The organism is Pantoea sp. X-Soil-ISGK-275 (assembly GCF_059730795.1).
Genome location: NZ_AP035976.1, coordinates 3,561,443 through 3,578,939 on the forward strand (window position 1 = coordinate 3,561,443; position 17,497 = coordinate 3,578,939).

The 17,497-nt window shown below is 54.4% G+C and carries 15 protein-coding genes; 5 read left to right on the forward strand and 10 right to left on the reverse strand.

Translation table 11 applies throughout. The features are described 5' to 3' along the window. Window position 1 precedes the first annotated feature (1 nt). Entirely contained in the window at window positions 2–1,069 is a 1,068-nt protein-coding gene (locus tag AC6I8A_RS16505) for an ABC transporter ATP-binding protein (protein WP_497818790.1), read from the reverse strand. A 142-nt stretch (window positions 1,070–1,211) separates the two neighbouring features. After that, the gene (olsF, locus tag AC6I8A_RS16510; RefSeq protein WP_497818961.1) at window positions 1,212–2,912 is read right to left on the reverse strand and encodes a bifunctional ornithine lipid synthase OlsF; all 1,701 of its coding nucleotides are present in this window, start codon (window positions 2,910–2,912) and stop codon (window positions 1,212–1,214) included. Between the two features lie 277 nt (window positions 2,913–3,189). Here olsF and AC6I8A_RS16515 point away from each other — a divergent pair, with 277 nt between their 5' ends. Next, window positions 3,190–3,810, forward strand: coding sequence for a response regulator (locus AC6I8A_RS16515; protein ID WP_293796224.1), 621 nt, complete (start codon window positions 3,190–3,192; stop codon window positions 3,808–3,810). Window positions 3,811–3,895: 85 nt separating this feature from the next. Beyond that, window positions 3,896–4,663, forward strand: a complete 768-nt coding sequence (locus AC6I8A_RS16520) for a capsular polysaccharide synthesis protein (RefSeq protein ID WP_265299043.1) — start codon at window positions 3,896–3,898, stop codon at window positions 4,661–4,663. A gap of 43 nt (window positions 4,664–4,706) precedes the next feature. On the opposite strand, the gene AC6I8A_RS16525 is transcribed toward AC6I8A_RS16520, so the two are convergent. The 6 genes from AC6I8A_RS16525 to AC6I8A_RS16550 all read right to left on the reverse strand — a co-directional run bounded on the left by AC6I8A_RS16525 (window position 4,707) and on the right by AC6I8A_RS16550 (window position 10,540). After that, window positions 4,707–5,411 (reverse strand): proteasome-type protease, encoded by a 705-nt coding sequence (locus AC6I8A_RS16525; RefSeq protein ID WP_497818791.1) that lies wholly within the window; start codon window positions 5,409–5,411, stop codon window positions 4,707–4,709. A 17-nt stretch (window positions 5,412–5,428) separates the two neighbouring features. Then, window positions 5,429–6,229 carry a transglutaminase family protein gene (locus AC6I8A_RS16530; protein WP_265299041.1) on the reverse strand — a complete coding sequence of 267 codons (801 nt, stop codon included), beginning with the start codon at window positions 6,227–6,229 and terminating at the stop codon, window positions 5,429–5,431. Continuing rightward, window positions 6,226–7,155, reverse strand: a complete 930-nt coding sequence (locus AC6I8A_RS16535) for an alpha-E domain-containing protein (RefSeq protein ID WP_256697427.1) — start codon at window positions 7,153–7,155, stop codon at window positions 6,226–6,228. The genes AC6I8A_RS16530 and AC6I8A_RS16535 overlap by 4 nt, the downstream gene beginning before the upstream one ends. Next, entirely contained in the window at window positions 7,149–8,588 is a 1,440-nt protein-coding gene (locus AC6I8A_RS16540; protein ID WP_256697428.1) for a circularly permuted type 2 ATP-grasp protein, read from the reverse strand. Before AC6I8A_RS16540 ends, AC6I8A_RS16535 begins: the two co-directional genes overlap by 7 nt. A 110-nt stretch (window positions 8,589–8,698) precedes the next feature. After that, window positions 8,699–9,313, reverse strand: coding sequence for a cupin domain-containing protein (locus AC6I8A_RS16545; protein ID WP_256697429.1), 615 nt, complete (start codon window positions 9,311–9,313; stop codon window positions 8,699–8,701). A 312-nt stretch (window positions 9,314–9,625) separates the two neighbouring features. Next, the gene (locus AC6I8A_RS16550) at window positions 9,626–10,540 is read right to left on the reverse strand and encodes a flagellar motor protein MotB (protein WP_372340028.1); all 915 of its coding nucleotides are present in this window, start codon (window positions 10,538–10,540) and stop codon (window positions 9,626–9,628) included. Here AC6I8A_RS16550 and AC6I8A_RS16555 point away from each other — a divergent pair. Beyond that, window positions 10,515–12,227 (forward strand): flagellar biosynthesis protein FlhA, encoded by a 1,713-nt coding sequence (locus tag AC6I8A_RS16555; protein WP_256698448.1) that lies wholly within the window; start codon window positions 10,515–10,517, stop codon window positions 12,225–12,227. The genes AC6I8A_RS16550 and AC6I8A_RS16555 overlap by 26 nt on opposite strands. Before the next feature lie 184 nt (window positions 12,228–12,411). Here the strand turns inward: AC6I8A_RS16555 and AC6I8A_RS16560 are convergent, their stop codons facing one another. Then, the gene (locus tag AC6I8A_RS16560) at window positions 12,412–12,747 is read right to left on the reverse strand and encodes an endonuclease domain-containing protein (RefSeq protein WP_256697431.1); all 336 of its coding nucleotides are present in this window, start codon (window positions 12,745–12,747) and stop codon (window positions 12,412–12,414) included. 174 nt (window positions 12,748–12,921) lie between these two features. On the opposite strand from AC6I8A_RS16560, the gene AC6I8A_RS16565 reads away from it, so the two are divergent. Next, window positions 12,922–13,404: a YlaC family protein gene (locus tag AC6I8A_RS16565; protein WP_256697432.1), complete on the forward strand. Its 483-nt coding sequence runs from the start codon at window positions 12,922–12,924 to the stop codon at window positions 13,402–13,404. On the opposite strand, the gene AC6I8A_RS16570 is transcribed toward AC6I8A_RS16565, so the two are convergent. Continuing rightward, window positions 13,401–14,813, reverse strand: a complete 1,413-nt coding sequence (locus AC6I8A_RS16570) for an aminotransferase-like domain-containing protein (RefSeq protein WP_293796233.1) — start codon at window positions 14,811–14,813, stop codon at window positions 13,401–13,403. The genes AC6I8A_RS16565 and AC6I8A_RS16570 overlap by 4 nt on opposite strands. Window positions 14,814–15,013: 200 nt before the next feature. Here AC6I8A_RS16570 and AC6I8A_RS16575 point away from each other — a divergent pair, with 200 nt between their 5' ends. Next, on the forward strand, window positions 15,014–17,308 hold the full coding sequence (locus AC6I8A_RS16575; RefSeq protein ID WP_497818792.1) for an Ig-like domain-containing protein: 2,295 nt from the start codon (window positions 15,014–15,016) through the stop codon (window positions 17,306–17,308). Window positions 17,309–17,497 lie beyond the last annotated feature (189 nt).

A 17,497-nucleotide genomic window follows, 5' to 3' on the forward strand; every position in this document is an offset into this window, starting at 1 on the left:
GTTAAGAAGGAAGAATCCAGCCGTCGCGCAGTGCCACACCGACAGTGGCATCGACAGCGGGTAAAGGTTGATCGGCCAGCAGCAGCGTGATGCTGCACTCGGGCGCATCCAGCGGTGTGACATTCAGTTGATGGTGGCCGCCGCGATAAATCACCCGCTGCACGCGCGCGGCAAACTGCGGTTCGCCCGGCGCGGCTAACTGGAAATCGACGGCATGAAAACTGGCTTGCGCCTGTGGCTGCGGGCGCTGATCCCGCGCGCAGCGTAACGGCACGCGCAGGCCGCAAAGCGTGGCAAAGGCGCGGCCCTCGCCGAGTGGTTCGATATCGCTGATCGGCAGTACTTTGCCGTCATCAATAAAGCGCGCGACCATGGCATTCGCCGGTTCGCGCCACAGCGTTTGCGGCGTGGCGAACTGCATCACGCGGCCAGCATCCATCACCACGATGCGATCGGCCAGCGCCATCGCTTCATGCTGATCGTGGGTGATGTAGAGTAAGGTGGCGCGGCTGTGATGATGGAAGCGGCGGAACTCCTCTTCCATGGTGGCGCGCAGGTGGACATCAAGGTTGGCGAGCGGTTCATCGAGCAAAACCAGCGTTGGCTGCGCCACTAAACAACGCGCCAGTGCCACACGCTGACGCTGGCCGCCAGAGAGATCGGCAGGACGACGTGCGGCGAACGCCTCTAATCCCACCAGCTCCAGCGCCTGCTGCGTGCGGCGCTCGCGTTCGGCACGCGCTACGCCGTTAACTTTCAGGCTGTAGGCGACATTCTCCGTCACCGTCATATGCGGCCACAGCGCGTAGCTCTGGAACACCACGCCAAGCTGACGATCTTCCGGCGGCAGATGCACGCCCGGCGCGGCGAAGCAGCGATCGCCAACGTGAATTTCTCCGCCATCGGCGGTTTCAAATCCGGCCAGCAGGCGCAGCAAAGTGGTTTTGCCGCAGCCCGACGGACCCAATACGGCGATGAATTCTCCCTGCGCAATCTGCAGCGAGATGTCTTGCAATACCGGCTGCGCCGCAAAGGATTTGCGCAGCCCGCGCAGTGTGATTGATGCCATGTTTCTGGCCTTTCGCTAACAGTCCGGCTAAGACCCTACGACACTGTGATGACGATTCCATGACATTGGGCCAGGTCGCCATAAATGGCGACCCTACAAATGCTCGGGTGCCGTCGTAGGGTCGCCATTTATGGCGACCAATTCACAGGTGCATGCCGATATACCGCTCATAACGCGCAGGCTTCACCCGCGTCAGATCCACCAGCACCAAACCATCGATACAATTATTGAAATCTGGATCGCTGCCGAAATCGATAAACTGCACGCCGCCCGGCTCGCACACCTCGGAATATTGCTTGTACAGCGTCGGAATCGCGGTGCCGAGATTCGCCAGCAGATGCTTCAAGCGGCGTAAATCTTCGCTGTAGTTATCGCCGGTGAACTGCGCCAGCACTTCCGGCAGCGAGGCCGGATAAGGGCGGCGTGAGGTTGCCAGCGGCAGTTCGGTGGGGAAATACAGGCGATAGAACGCCACCAGCAGATCGCGCGCCGCCAATGGCATGCCGCCCGAGATCGATACCGGGCCAAACAGATAGCGGGTGTCCGGATACCTGGCGATGTAGGCACCAATGCCCATCCACAAATAATCGAGGCCGCGTTTACCCCAATAGGCGGGCTGAATAAAACTGCGGCCCAGCTCCAGACCCTGATTGATGATCGGCAACATGCGCTCGTCGTAGTGGAACAGGCTATCGCTGTAGATGCCTTCCAGCCCGCGGCGCTCCAGCTGCTCAGCGCCGGGAATAAAGCGATAAGCACCGACGATCTCCAGCGCATCGTCATCCCACAGAATCAGGTGATAGTAATCGTCATCGTATTTGTCGAGATCGCGACGTCGCCCGCTGCCCTCGCCCACTGCGCGGAACGCCACTTCGCGTAAACGTCCAAGCTCACGCAGCAACGGCACCCAGCTGGCGCCGTTGCGTCGCCACAGGTAGATCTGCTTGCCATCCGGCAGCGTGCCGAGTCGCTCGCTTTCCATCAGCGCTTTTTTCAGCTCGGCGCGATCTTCCGGACGCGCAATCGCCGCTTCGGTCTGAAATAGGCCGCGCCGCCCTTGTCCAATGCGATACAGATGTTTGCGCAGCCGCTTCGCCAGCTCTTTGCCCGGCGTGTGGCCATCATGCCAGTTGGCAAAGGGGATCTGCTCGCCGATGTGCAGTTTGATGCGCGTACCGCGCTGGCGAAACATTTCGCGTACCAGCATTAATAACGCCAGCGGCGAGGCTATTTTAGCGGCGGCGTAGAACGCCAGGCTGTTGCGCCCCACCACATGCACCGGCACGATCGGCGCGCGAGCGCGGGCGGCGAGGCGTAAGAAGCTGTGGTGCCAGTGACGATCGCGTACGCCACGGCTGGAAAGGCGCGACACTTCGCCCGCCGGGAAGATGATCAGCACGCCCTGATTATCGAGATGCTGCTGCATATGTGTCAGCTGTTCGCGGCTGGTGCGGTTGCCCATGTTATCCACCGGCAGCATCATGTTGCTGATCGGCTCCAGCATCATCAACATCCGGTTAGCGACAATTTTCACATCGCGCCGCACCTGCGAAACCGCCGCCAGCAGCGCCAGGCCATCCAGCGCACCAAGCGGATGATTAGCAACAATCACTGCCGGCCCGCGCGTTGGGATCTGCTCCAAATCGCGTTCGCTCAGTTCACAACGCACATCCAGGTGCTCCAGCACTTGCTCCACCATATCCACGCCTTTGAGATGGCGATAGCGGGCGGCAAATGCCTGGAACTCATGTTCACGGACTGCCCATTTCAGGGCGCTTTTCTGCCAGTTCGCTGGTTGATGGCCAGGCCAGTAAGTATCGAGAAGCTGATCAACTGAAAACATCATTCACCTTTTTATGCGCAGCGGTTTATCGCCTCGACGTTAAAACGGCTTGTTTTCAGATTTATGACTGCTCTACAGCCAGAGCGTAAAAAGTAGCAGCCTGCTTTGTTCTAACGCATAAAAAACAGCAACTCCCCTTAAAATCCTAAATTCAAGACATGGCTTAAAGCTTATTCTTAAGCAGCGTGAATTAATCTGGTCACACCACTATTTAGTGTTTAGTCATTGGTGTTTTAACTTTGCATTTATTTTTTATTTTCTCCTTTGGACTACACATATGATTCACTCAGTTTTTATTGTGGACGATCACCCATTAATCTGTACGGGTATCCAGGCGCTGTTACAGTCATTTAACTACTCCATTGTCGGAATAGCCGAAAAAGGCGATCTTTTGATTACTCAGCTTCATCAGTCACGCCCGGATGTCCTTTTACTCGATCTCACCATGCCAGGCCGCGCAGGAATTCCGCTAATTGCAGATATTAAGCGCGCCATGCCAGAGCAAAAAATCATTGTCTTTTCTGCTTCAGAAAGCCTTTTTTATCAACGCTGTTGCCTGCAACTGGGTGTGGAAGGATATGTTTACAAGCGCGGAGAGTTAGAGATGCTTCTTAGCGCAATTAAAGAGGTTGAGCGCGGAAACCGCTTTTATCCTGTCACGCATACGGCTGCAGACATGAATGAGTTCATTGAAAGTGAAAAATTGATGAGCCTCACACGCCGGGAATTGATGGTATTAGTTAAGCTCGCATCAGGAATGAGTAATAAAGAGATTGCCTCCCAATTGCAGCTGAGCAGTAAAACTGTGAGTACTTATAAAATAAAAATCTTGCACAAGCTTGGATTGAAAGGGATAAGCGGGATTAATATGACAGCGAAGATCAACGAACTGGTGTAATCGATCGGTGCTCTTTTGAACCCTGCCACTTAAGTTTTTTCACAGCGTGTCGCCTATGCTTTTCATGCCACTCAGGAGACACGAAATGATTATTTACACCTATTGGGTTGACCTGCCAGGGAAAACCAAACCGGCCTATCTTAATTTATGTATGAAGAGTTGGAAAAACAACATCCCCAACCTGGAAATAAAAATCATTAATCATAAAAATATCTATGATTTCATACCTAAAAAGATACTGCCGCCGGTTTTCTTCCAGTTCTCTTTAGCAATGCAATCAGACATGGTTTCAGCATGGGTATTAACCATGTTAGGCGGTGTTTTTATTGATGCCGACACCATAATCACAAAAAACATCAGTGATATGAATTTTCTCAAAGGGGATAAACTGTATACTTTTGGCTATCCAGCATCGCGAGGCATTCATCTTGCCGTGTTATCTGCTAATAAAAGAAACAAACTGACTGCCGCGTGGTTCATGGGGATCATCGCGCGTCTTAATAACATTAGCGGCGAAATTTCATGGAACTATGTCGGCAACGGCATTTTAGATCCCCTGATCAAAAGTGGTGAGTATGATGATTACCTTCATATTCTGGATGCCGTTGAAGAGGGAAATATTTTAGAGGCCAGGCAACCTGAGAAAGAGCCATGGGAACGCTATTTTTCATACTATTTCATGCCAAAATCGCAGAAGGATTTTTCCAGCGAACTGGCAAAGTGTAAATGTGGCATTATTTCACTGCATAATTCATGGACACCAGAAGTCTTTAAAGATTTCTCTGAAGAGAAAATTACAAGCATGAAAAATGATTACTTGCTTCCTTATATTCTGATGGAAGCGAATAGCTAGATATAACGTAATAATATCCAGCTTCGCTTTCATAACGCCCAGCTTATAGCTTCAACGGCGGCAGTTGCGAAAAAACGCTCAGCAGCCCTTTACTCCACAGCTGACGAATTTGTGAAAAATAGGGATGGTGCTCGGTGATGTGATATTGCTCGCTGTCGCTGAAACTGTCAGTACGGTAGACCATCACATCCAGCGGTAAACCCACTGAAATATTACTCGCCAGCGTCGAATCCATCGAAATCAGCGCACACTGCATCGCCTGACTCAGCGGCGTTTCATAGCGCAGCACGCGGTCAATAATCGGTTTACCGTACTTACTCTCACCAATCTGAAAATAAGGCGTATCGACGCTGGCTTCGATGAAGTTGCCCTGCGGATAGATCTGGAATAGACGCGGCTCCTCACCACGAATCTGCCCGCCCAACAGCAGCGTGCCGCCAAACTCCTCGCCATCGCGCTTGATCACCTCGCGCAGCGTTTCGCCCACCATCAGCGCGATGTCATACAGCGATCGCCCATTGAGCAAATTCGGTTGATCGCTATCGTCGTTGTTGCGTCGCAGCAGGCTCAGCACGCTCTGCGTGGTGGCCAGATTGCCGGCGCTTTGCAGCACCAGCGTGCGTTCATCATCGACCTGAAATACATGCAATTTACGGAACGAGGAAATATGATCGACGCCCGCATTGGTGCGTGAATCGGATACAAAAATCATCCCTGACGATAAACGCATTGCCACACAATAAGTCATAGTCACGCCTGTTCTGATTACTGCTGCGCATGCACCTGAAGCACCGCAGCCACCGCCAGCATATCTTCACCGCCGCCGCCCAGCCGCATACCGCGCACCGGACACGCATCGAGATAATCCACACCGACCGCCAGACGTAAATGCTGGCGCGTGCTGCGAGTATTATTGGTGATATCAAAGCTGTGCCAACTGCCATCCAGCCAGGCTTCAACCCAGGCGTGAGTGGCGACGTGCTCAACGTTTTCAGTATAGAGATAGCCGCTCACATAGCGCGCCGGAATCCCCAGACTACGACAGCAGGCGAGAAACACGTGACTGTGATCCTGGCAAACGCCGCTGCCGGCGGCAAATACTTTCGTGGCGGCATCAGTAACCAACGTGCTGCCCGGACGATACGGCATCTTCAGCAGCAGTTCATCCATGAGTTTTTCCAGGCTGGCCAGCGGTTTTTCCGGTCGCCAGTAGCGCTTGGCGAACTCACGGATCTCACCGTCCGGCTGCGTCAGCGGCGATGAGCGCAGAAACACCAACGGCGACAATAATGATTCCGGATCGGGCGCCCATTCGCCATCATCAAGGATCTCCACCACGCCACGCGCGGCGATATCCAGCTGCTGATGCGGCGTATCCAGCGTCAGCACATGCATCACATTGCCGTACGCATCCTGCGTGCAGGTGGCTTCACACGGCAGCTCGAGCTCCCACGAGATTATCTGCTGATGCACCGAATTTTGCGGCGTCAGGCGCAGATATTGGGTGCTGAGTGTCACCTGATGCTCGTAGGCGTAACGGGTTTTATGCTCGATGTTTAGTCTCATTTCGCCTCCAGATAGGTGTGATTGATGCTGTCGGCCAGCGCATTCAGGCGCGTCAGGAATGCATTGAGCCAGTGATACAAGCCTTCCTGAGTCAGGCTTTCCCAGGTACTGAAGCGCATTTCGGCCAGCAGCACGGTGATCAAATAGCGCGGGCGATCTTCGCCGCTGCTGCCGATGTTCTCTAACTGTGTGGCGATCTCATCAATACAGGAGTGCAGCGATCGCGGACTTTCACTGCGCAGGATCAGCATCTCATTGACCAGATCGGGCAACAGCTGCTGCTTGAAGATGGCGTTGTAAGCTTCACGCGCTGAAACCGCGCGCAGCAAGGTGTCGAGGCAATAATATTCGCGTACCGAATCCGACTGCTGCTCCAGCAATTGCTGATTCACACTCAGCAAACGCGCAGTGCCGTCGCTGCGCTCCATCAGCGTGCCAATGCGGATAAAACTCATCGCATCGCCGCGCAGCAAGGTGCCGAACATCGCGCCACGAAACAGGTGCGAACGCTCTTTCACCCAATCGAAAAAGGTGTCGGCGTTAGCGCTGGTAATACCGCGTCGCCGCGTGTTACGCATCTCAATCCACGTCGAGTTGATGCTCTCCCACACTTCCGACGACAAGCTGCCGCGCACCGCATGCGCGTTGTTCCACGCCTCCTGCCAGCAGCTGAAGATGCTGCACGGATTGCGGTCATCGAGGGCGAAGAAGTTGAACAACTGCGGCATGGTGCAGCGGCCATTCAGGGTTTCAAACAGTTCACGTGTGCCGGTGAGATTGAGCGGCAGCAGCAGCTCATCGCCCTGGCTGCCGCGCACCGGCATTAATGACAAACGGTTGGTCACGTCCAACACGCGTGCGAGTTGTTCTGCGCGTTCGAGATAGCGCGCCATCCAATAAAGGCCACTGGCCGTGCGGCTTAGCATGATGCGTCATCCTCCAGAACCCACGTGTCCTTGGTGCCGCCGCCCTGCGACGAATTCACCACCAGCGAACCTTCGTTCAGCGCCACGCGGGTTAAGCCGCCGGGCACCAGACGAATATCCGCGCCGCACAGCGCAAACGGACGCAGATCGATATGGCGTGGCGCGAGGCCGTTGTCGATAAAGGTCGGGCACGTCGAGAGCGACAGCGTGTCCTGCGCGATGTAGTTTTCCGGCCGCGCTTTGAGGCGATCGCGGAAATCACTCAGCTCCTGCTGGCTCGCCACCGGTCCAATCAACATGCCGTAACCGCCCGCGCCGTGTACCTCTTTCACCACCATTTTCGCCAGATTAGCCAGCACATAGGTAAGATCCTGCGGTTTGCGGCATTGCCAGGTTGGGACGTTATTGAGGATCGGATCTTCATCGAGGTAGAAGCGGATCATGTCCGGCACATACGGGTAGATCGATTTGTCATCGGCGACGCCGGTGCCGATCGCGTTCGCCAGCACCACGTTGCCAGATCGATATACCGATAATAAGCCCGGCACGCCGAGCATCGAATCCGGGCGGAATGCCAGTGGATCGAGGAAGGCATCATCCACGCGACGATAGATCACATCGACTTTGCACGGCCCGGCGGTGGTACGCATCATTACTGCGCCATCTTTCACAAACAGATCGGCGCTCTCCACCAGCTCAACGCCCATCTGCTGCGCAAGGAAGCTATGTTCAAAATAGGCGCTGTTAAAGCGGCCCGGCGTCAGCACCACCACCACCGGATCGTTGACCGGCGAGCTTTCCCGCAGGGTTTGCAGCAGATGCGAGGGATAGCGCTCAACCGGCGCGATGTGCTGCCCGGCGAACAACTCCGGATAGAGGCGCATCATCATCTTGCGGTTCTCCAGCATGTAGGAGACGCCAGACGGGGTGCGCAGATTGTCCTCCAGCACGTAATATTCGCCATCGTTATTGCGCACCATATCCACGCCGACAATATGCGCGTAGATATTGCGATGCAGATCGACGCCTTGCATACAGGGCTGATATTGATCGTTCACCAGCACCTGTTCGGCAGGCACGATGCCCGCTTTGAGGATCAGTTGCTGATGATAGATATCGTGCAGGAAGGCGTTGAGGGCTTGCACGCGCTGGCGAATGCCGCGATCGAGCATCGCCCACTCGCTGGCAGGAATGATGCGCGGCACGCTGTCGAAAGGAATTAAACGTTCCGCGCCGCCATCATCACCGTAAACGTTGAAGGTGATGCCGACGCGATGAAACAGCAGTTCCGCCTCTTCACGCTTGCGCGCTACGGCATCGACGTCCGCCTGTTGTAACCATTCCCAGTATTGCTGGTAGTGAGCGCGGTGTTGGCCATCGCTCAACAACATCTCATCATAGAAGTGCGATGCTATCTGGTAGCTTTCTTTCATGATTTACCCGGCGCTTGTCTAGAGATATTTCTCTCCTGCACAAACTGTGCCAGAGGCTTGCCCCCGGCATGTCACACGCGCCGCGTCTACGGAAATGGCTGTTATGCACTTTACTGGTGCATCAGCTGCTGCGCGATTGGCAGCCAGATCTCCGTCATCGCGCCTTCGCCACCGGTAAAGGGATCGCGGTGCGGCAGGGGAACATGCTGGATCGTCTCCTTCGACGCACGTAAACGCGACGGCTCATCACGCACGGTTTCCGGGGACATGCCTTCAGGATAGGCGCCAACGGTGAAAAAATCCTCTGAGGCAAAGACCTGTTTGTGGCCAACGCCTGCGGGGATCAACACCGCGTCGCCTTCGCGCAACGTCACCATGCGACCGCTGTCGCCGCCGAACAGTACTTCCGCCCAACCGGCAGCGACGCCCAGCACTTCATGGGTGTTCGGATGGTAATGCGTATACGGGAAAATCGGCGCACGCCACGCGGCAGGCCAACCGTTGCGGGTAAAGGTGGTTTCAAACCAGACGGCGCTGTCTTCGGTGGGATTTTCAGCGTCATACGGCACGATGCCAGGCCAGATGATCAACGGTAACGGGCTGTTGGGCACGCCGCCGGAGGGCAGCGACAGCATCAAATGTTGCGGATTGCTGGAGGATCCAGCAGAAAAGGTGCCGGCGGCGAAAGACATCAGTAACAGCAGGCTGGAGTGGTTGGCAGTCATACTCTTTCTCCGGTTAATCACGATGCTTAATTGTGGCTTACCAAAGCGGCATTGCAATGTGCGCCCGGCGACAAAATTCACAAAAAAGAATGATTTAGCTAACTAAAGCCAAATTTATTGGTAACATTTTTAACATCGCGTGCGGGAAATGAGTGGTCGCCATGAATGGCGACCCTACGATGCATTATCACGATTTTGTAGGGTCGCCATTTATGGTGACCCGGCGGCAAAGTGCAGGAATTTTAGGCGAAAAAAAACCGGTGGATTTCGCCACCGGCCGAATCAAAAAAACGATTCAAAGGCACTGACAGGTTATCGCAGGCGCTCAGCGATGGGCTTCACAACGTTCTCCCCTTCGCGGCCATAAAATTGGAATAAGGTTTCAGCAGCGGCATCGGTTAACACCAGAATTTCGATGCGACGATTGCGCGCACTCATCGGATCGTCTCGATCGCGTGGCATACGTGATGCCATGGCATTAACCTGCAATACACGCGCACTCTCTAATCCGCCACGCTCCAGCGCACGGCGCGCCGCCAGCGCGCGATCGCCAGACAGGTTCCAGTTGTTGTAGGAGGCTTGGCCGCTATATTTCGCAGCATCGGTATGACCGCTGATCATGATTTTGTTGTCGATACGGTTAAACACCGGACCGAGTTCGGTCAGCAATTTCTGGAAGAACGGGGTTAACACCGCGCTCCCACGTGGGAACATCATGCGATCCTGATCGTCCTGAATCAGAATGCGCAGCCCCTGTGGCAAGGTTTCCAGCATCAGATAATTTTGCGCGTTATAGCTGTTGATCATTCGTTGCAGCTGGCTATGTAACAGCGCCAGTTCCGCATCCGAACGCGACAGCACACTGTCTAAATCTTCCTGCGGTTGGTTGCCCGCGTTCAGGCTGATGTCATCCTGAGATGAACTGACGGTCGCAGCTTGCGTCGGCGGAGAAACCGCCATGGTTTCGCCAATGATCGCCGATGAGCCCGCGCTCTCAACATCAAAGGGATTGAAGTTGGTCCCAGTAAAAACGGAAGTGCCGTTCAATTGCGCGACGATCTCTTTACGTTCCTCTTCGCTCACCGCGCCCATAATCCACAGCACCATAAACAACGCCATCATCGCCAACGTAAAGTCGGCAAACGCCACTTTCCACGCGCCGCCATGATGCGCATGGTGCGCCTTTTTGCCGCCGCGTTTGATGATCAACTTTGTGGTGGTCACCAAAGGTGCCGAGCGTATTTCCGAAGTCTCGGCACGTTTTACCCTCGATGCCTTGCCGGGCAAGCAGATGGCGATCGATGCCGATCTGAATGCCGGTTTAATCAATCAGGAACAGGCCGGTCTGCGCCGTAAAGACGTTGCCAACGAAGCCGACTTCTACGGCGCGATGGACGGAGCCTCTAAGTTCGTGCGCGGTGATGCTATCGCCGGGATCATGATCCTGATGATCAGCGTGATCGGCGGGATTCTGATCGGCGTGTTCAAGCACGGTTTACCGGCGGGACAAGCATTTGAACAGTATGTCCTGCTGACCATCGGTGATGGTTTGGTGGCGCAGATTCCATCACTGCTGCTCTCAACCGCCGCGGCCATCATCGTGACGCGCATCAGTGATGGCGCGGACATGGGCGATGACATCAAGACGCAGCTGCTGGCACGACCGGGTACGCTGTACACCGCTGCCGCCGTAATGTTTGTGCTGGCGATTGTGCCGGGCATGCCGCATCTGGTGTTCCTGATTTTTACCGCCATGCTGCTGTTTGCCGCCTGGCGTCAAAGCCGTGGCGTGAAAGCACCGACGCAAGATCACCACGATATGGCAGCGATCAATCAGGCGCTGATGCAGCCGGAAGAGCAGCCCGCCATCGGTTGGGACAATATCCCGATGGTTGAGCCCATCGGCCTGAATCTCGGCTACAAGCTGGTGACGCTGGTGGATAAAGGCAAAGGCGCGCCGCTGACGCTGCGTATGCGCGGCGTGCGCCAGGTGGTATCGGAAACCAGCGGCGTGCTGCTGCCGGAAATTGCGCTGCGTGAGGATTTCCACCTCAAACCGGCGCAGTATGCGATCAAGATCAACGGTGTGCGCACCGCCGTCGGCGAAGTGCATGCCGATCGTTTAATGGCGATCCCGACGCCGGAACAGTACGGTGAGATCGATGGCGTATTGGATACCGATCCCGCCTACGGCATGGCGGTGACGTGGATCCTGCCCGAGCAGAAAGCCAAAGCGCTGAACCTCGGTTATCAGGTGGTGGATTGCGCCAGCGTGGTCGCCACCCATGTGAATAAAGTGGTGCGTGAGAATCTGCCCGAGCTGTTTAACTACGATGACATTACCCAGCTGCATCAGCGTCTGGCGAACGTGGCACCTAAACTCTCTGAAGATGTGAATGCGGCGGTGAACTACAGCTTGCAGCTGAAAGTGTATCGTCTGCTGCTGAACGATCAGGTCTCGCTGAAGGACATCACCACCATCGCAACGACTTTGCTGGAGAGCGTGGCGATCACCAAAGATCCGATCCTGCTGACGTCCGATGTGCGCTATGCATTGCGCCGTGCGATGGTGGCAGCGATTGCGCCGGATAATAAACCGCTGTCGGCGTATACGCTGGAGAACAGTCTGGAGAACCTGCTGCTGGCGGCGCTAAATCAGGCGCAGCAAGCCGGTAAAGTGGCGCTGGATAGCTTCCCGGTGGATCCGAATATCCTGACGCAGTTGCAAAGCACGCTGCCGGTGATGATGGAGCAGCTGAAAGCGCAGAACCTGACGCAGGTGCTGCTGGTGACGCCGCAGCTGCGTCCGCTGATTGCGCGCTACGCGCGTCTGTTTGCCAATGGGTTGAATGTGCTGTCGTATAACGAAGTGCCCGATGAGGCGAATTTGCAGATTGTGGGGCAGGTGAGTTAGAGCGTACTGGCTGTCTTGGAACGTGCTCGCTGTCCCCCATCCCGGCCTTCCCCCGCTAGCGGGGGAAGGAGACGCTGCCACATGCAGCTTCAGAACTAACATATGGCAGCATCCTCCTCCCCCATTCATGGGGGAGGACCGAGGAGGGGGACACCGAGCACCGACCCAATTCTAACAGCCAGCACTATCCCATCAACGCCGCCATAATCACTGCAAAAACCGTGTCCGGCTGCAGCATCACCTCATGATTCCAAAACCTCAGCACACGCCAGCCCTGTCTGTTTAACCGTTGCGTACGTTCATCGTCATATCTGACAGTTTCGCCATGGTGCGATCCATCGAGTTCAATCGCTAGCCGCTTCTCCAGGCAGGCAAAATCCAGGATATACGGGCCATAAGGATACTGGCGGCGAAATCGCAAGCCACCACATTGTCTGGCGCGCAGCAGAATCCAGAGCTTTCGCTCTGCTGGCGTCATGTTATTTCTCAGTTCCTTAGCGCGCAGCACATGATGTCGCATCAATATTCATCCTGAAAAAGCGCATCGTGTTCCCGCTGGTGCCCAATCACAACGCATGGAGTGCCATCTTGAGCAGTAGATTCCAACTGTTATAAAAAAACACACCGAATCTGTCTCTAATTCGCTTCACTGTTATGTGCTTTACTGGCAGGCAGTGATAATTAGAGGTGAACAATGGACGCGATCAAACAAATCCTGCTCGACGAAATCGCCACGCTGAACCGTGAAGGACAGCGTGATAATTTGCCGCGCTTTAGCTTTTCCTTCCTTAAAACCCATCCGGGACTCTGGGCCATCATGTACTTATGCTACGCGCTGTGTGTGGCGTTGATCTTCTCAACCGAGATGCTCGGCTGGCCCGCGTTCTGGTTTGCCACGGTGTTTGTGGTGGTGATGAGCGTGCTGATGCTGATGGATATCAACCCGAAATACCGCTTCGAAGATATCGATACGCTGGATCTGCGCGTGTGCTACAACGGCGAGTGGTATTACGTGCAGCCGGTTTCGCAGCAGGCGCTGGACAAAATTCTTGATAATCCGCACACGCCGGATCGCGTGCGCAGCGGCATTGATCGTCTGATGAAGCAGAAAGGGGAAGTGGATTTCTACGACGTCTACTATCTCACCTGGGGCCACCAGCAGGCAGCCCACGTTTAATGGTTTAATCCGGCAATCAGTTTTCCCAACATCTCCACCGCCGCTTCAGCGCGTGCATCCCACGGCCAGGCGGTGTTAAAGCGGAAACAGTGGCTAAAGCCTTCGCTGCTGGAAAACAGCTGGCCGGGCGCGATGCTGATCCCCTGGTCTAAGGCCAGGTGGTAGAGCTCAGTGGTGTTGATCTGCGCTGGCAGCGTGATCCACAAAAAATAGCCGCCCGGCGTATCGCTGATGCTGGCATCCGCGGGCAATAGGCGGCGCAGCGCCTGTTGCGCCAGCTGTTTACGTTTTGCCAGCGTCTGACGCAGCTTCTTCAGATGCGTATCATAGCTGCGCGTGCTGAGGAAATCCGCCAGCGCCAGCTGCATCGGCGCGCTGGTCGACAGCGTGCTCATCAGCTGAATGCGCTGCACGCGCTGGGCGTGACGTCCCGCCGCCACCCAACCGACGCGAAATCCCGCCACCAGATTCTTCGAAAAACTGCCGCAGTGCAGCACGTTGCCGTCACGATCAAAGGCTTTGGCCGGCAGCGGTTTGTCATGGCCTTCATACAGATCGCCGTACACGTCGTCTTCAATCATCGCCACATTGTAGCGCGCCAGCAGTGCCACCAGCTGCTGCTTACGCTCGGCGCTCAGGGTAAAGCCGAGCGGATTTTGTCGGTTGGTCATTAGCCAGCAGGCTTTCACCGGCCAACGCTGCAGCGCCTGCTCCAGCTCATCCAAATCCATGCCGTGTTCCACATCGCTGGCGATGGCAATCGCGTTCAGCTTAAGGCGTTCGATAGCCTGCAATGCGCCATAAAACGACGGATTTTCAAGGATCACCCAATCGCCGGGTTCGGTAACGGCTTGCAGGCTGAGATTGAGCGCTTCCATCGCGCCGTTAGTGATGACGATGTCATCCGGCGACAGCGTGATGCCCTGTTGCGCATAGCGCTGGGCGAGAATTTTACGCAGCGCTTCATTGCCTGGCGGCAGGTTGTTGAGCGCATCGGTGGGTTTCAGGTTGTGTGAGACTTTCACCAGCGAGCGCATTAGCTGGCGCTGCGGGAAGAGTTCGGGATCGGGAAACGCCGAACCAAACGGCATGATGGCGGGATTGCGCGTGGCTTGCAGCACATCAAACACGAAGCTGTTGGTATCGGCCTGGTCGGTTTTGGCGATCTCCTGGGTGGGCAAGCGCGGACGGCTCTCGGCGGCGCGCGGCGCCACGTAATAGCCCGATTGCGGCTTTGAGACAATCCAGCCCTGGCTCTCCAGCACTTCATAGGCGTGCATCACCGTCATCAGGCTTAATCCACTCTGTTCCGCCTGCTGCCGCAGAGAAGGCAATTTCTCACCCGGCGGCCAGATGCGCGCTTCCATTTGCGTGCGCAGCCTGTCTACCAACTGCTGATATTTCGCCACCCGAACTCCGATGTAGAGGATTTGGCGGCTATTTTAGCGCAAATCGCTGGCGCCTGAACGCCTGTGGTTTGTCAGCGACCGTTTGTCCGCTCTAAGAGTTTTCCTACTTCGAGACATTTCTGCTAAGTCAACGTTAGCAACCTCACTAACATCACGGGTTTTCAGGCCTACCCAACATCAGATAGACAAGGATATTTATCATGCAAGAAACAGTGCAAAAATGGACCACGAATCCTAAACCCTCTCTCAGCACAACCATTCCTGAGGAGAAAGGCGGGATTATGGAAATCGTGCTGAATGGCACCATTTACAAGGCGGATATTGACAAGGTGACGGGCACATGGAGCTGGACACCGGATGCCGCACTCGCCGATGGGCCCTATAACATCACCTTCCGGGTGATTGACGACGCGGGCAATTATGGTGATCCCACGCAGTTAATTCTTCACGTTGATACCACGGCGCCTTCTAAACCTGAAATTCTGCGCGTATTGGATGATGAAGGTTCAGAGCAAAGCTGGCTGATGCCGGGTGCCAAAACCGATGATAAAACGCCGGTCCTGAGCGGCTACGCTGAACCCGGTTCGATTGTGCGCCTGTACGACGGCAGCAATGAAATTGGCAGTGCTAAGGCTGCTCAAAACGGCCGCTGGGAAATTACTCCAGCAACCGAACTGCCAGAGGGGGCGCACAGTTTCACGGTAACCAGCACCGATCGTACGGGCCACACCAGCAAGGCGTCTGATGCCTTTAGTCTAACGATTGAGCCTGACAGCGTGCCACCGATTGGCAACCAGGCAACCATTACCCATGCCAGTGATGATGTGGGGGCCATAACGGAGATGCTGCGTGATGGTGCCATCACCGATGACACCACTCCTACCCTGAACGGCACTGCTATGCCTGGTAGTTATGTGCGCATACAATATCGTACTGAAAACGGCAGCTGGACTGAGGGCGGCCTGGCAACACTGAACGGCAGTGACTGGACGTGGACACCCAACCCGGCGCTGACCGAAGGTAAATACGAATTCCGTGCTAATGACGGTAGCGGCTGGAGCGACTCTTTCTCACTGGACATTGATCTAACACCCGCCGACCGTTACGAGATTACGCACGCCTACGATGATTTCGGTACTTATACTGGTGAACTCGGCAACGGCGCGATCACCGACGACCGTACGCCAACGCTGCACGGTCGCGGCGAAGCAAACAGCGTGGTCTATATTCACTGTCTCAATCTGCAAGGCGCATGGGTACTGCTGGAGAGCGTCACCGTCGGGGCGGATGGTCAGTGGCGCTATGACCCGGATTTGCTGGATGCGGGCAATTATGAATTCAGCGCAGAGAGCAGTGCCGTTCATGATACTACTGCGAAAAACTTTGGCCTGAAAATTGTGCCTGAAGGCAGCTTTGCCCCAAAAATTATTGGAGCCTTAGATGATGCAGGTTCAATAACCGGATATATAAAGAATAATGCAAAAACGGATGATACCACGCCCACATTGATAGGCACGGCTGAAGCTAACAGCCTGGTGGTGATTTCATGCAAATCGGATACAAGTACTTATGAACACTACATTATGGCTGATTCCCGTGGCAAGTGGACCTTTACACCCGAAGAATTATCGCCTGGCATGTGGGAATTCAACGTTAAACACCCTGAAGGTGATTTTTTATCAGACGCTTTCAATTTATCTATTGTGCTGGATGAAAGAGAGGCTTACTCGTATAGTTTTGAAGACAAGAATACTGAAGTTTTAATTAAAGACACTCCCTACTCTCTGACTGAGGATATTTCACTAAGAATAATTGAAGGATTTGGAAGCTTTAGCAGTGTTTCAAAAGATCCAAACATTAAAAACTTTGCATTGCTTACTTCTGGTAGTGAAAATTCTACAATTGAATTTGATTTAACTGATATCAGAACTTTTTCGTTTGACATCGGTCACGGTAACGGAGGCTCCGTTTTCATTAATATTTACGACCTGTCCAACAACTTATTATTAAATAGGCCATACGGATTAACTGACACTCCGAAATTTGGATACAATTACCACGACCATTTTTCTTTTAACTTCGACGACCAGCCAATTGGCAAGGTATTAATAACCATCGATGACCCATATGGAATTTACCTTGACAATCTGTCATGGGAACCCTTATCAGATCCAAATTATCTTTCAGAAGAAAATAATATTAATAATGGATTGTTCATTATTGACGACACTAACCCGTTATCACTGAACATTTCCGACGTTCTGACATCCGGCCAAAAAGATCTTTATATTGATGACGGTAAAACCCAGTTAATGGTCAACGGTAAAGCGGATGACATCCTGCAGCTGGATGATATTCTGCCAGCGGGCAATGAAACCAGCGGCTGGACGGCGCTGGCGGGTACCGTCACCATCGCCGGCTGCGAATATCAGGTTTACAGCAATGGCGATGCCGAATTACTGGTGCAGGAGGGTGTGAAAACCGAACTGGTGTAATTGCTGACATCACCACCCTGAAGGCCGGATTAACAACCGGCCTTTTTTTTATAAACCGCACTGTCTTGCCCCTGCCGCAGCAACGGCCATTTCTCATCCTGCGTCCTCATTCGTGCTTCCTTTTGCCTGTGCAGCCTGGCCACCCACTGCTGATTTTTCAGCGGCCGCTTGTCCGCTCTAAGAGTTTTC

What these genes read in the sequence shown, in the direction of transcription:
- AC6I8A_RS16505 (WP_497818790.1), bottom strand. Translation starts at nt 1,069, where the DNA reads ATGGCATCAATCACACTGCGCGGGCTGCGCAAATCCTTTGCGGCGCAG.
- olsF (WP_497818961.1), bottom strand. Translation starts at nt 2,912, where the DNA reads ATGTTTTCAGTTGATCAGCTTCTCGATACTTACTGGCCTGGCCATCAA.
- AC6I8A_RS16515 (WP_293796224.1), top strand. Translation starts at nt 3,190, where the DNA reads ATGATTCACTCAGTTTTTATTGTGGACGATCACCCATTAATCTGTACG.
- AC6I8A_RS16520 (WP_265299043.1), top strand. Translation starts at nt 3,896, where the DNA reads ATGATTATTTACACCTATTGGGTTGACCTGCCAGGGAAAACCAAACCG.
- AC6I8A_RS16525 (WP_497818791.1), bottom strand. Translation starts at nt 5,411, where the DNA reads ATGACTTATTGTGTGGCAATGCGTTTATCGTCAGGGATGATTTTTGTA.
- AC6I8A_RS16530 (WP_265299041.1), bottom strand. Translation starts at nt 6,229, where the DNA reads ATGAGACTAAACATCGAGCATAAAACCCGTTACGCCTACGAGCATCAG.
- AC6I8A_RS16535 (WP_256697427.1), bottom strand. Translation starts at nt 7,155, where the DNA reads ATGCTAAGCCGCACGGCCAGTGGCCTTTATTGGATGGCGCGCTATCTC.
- AC6I8A_RS16540 (WP_256697428.1), bottom strand. Translation starts at nt 8,588, where the DNA reads ATGAAAGAAAGCTACCAGATAGCATCGCACTTCTATGATGAGATGTTG.
- AC6I8A_RS16545 (WP_256697429.1), bottom strand. Translation starts at nt 9,313, where the DNA reads ATGACTGCCAACCACTCCAGCCTGCTGTTACTGATGTCTTTCGCCGCC.
- AC6I8A_RS16555 (WP_256698448.1), top strand. Translation starts at nt 10,515, where the DNA reads ATGATCAACTTTGTGGTGGTCACCAAAGGTGCCGAGCGTATTTCCGAA.
- AC6I8A_RS16560 (WP_256697431.1), bottom strand. Translation starts at nt 12,747, where the DNA reads ATGCGACATCATGTGCTGCGCGCTAAGGAACTGAGAAATAACATGACG.
- AC6I8A_RS16565 (WP_256697432.1), top strand. Translation starts at nt 12,922, where the DNA reads ATGGACGCGATCAAACAAATCCTGCTCGACGAAATCGCCACGCTGAAC.
- AC6I8A_RS16575 (WP_497818792.1), top strand. Translation starts at nt 15,014, where the DNA reads ATGCAAGAAACAGTGCAAAAATGGACCACGAATCCTAAACCCTCTCTC.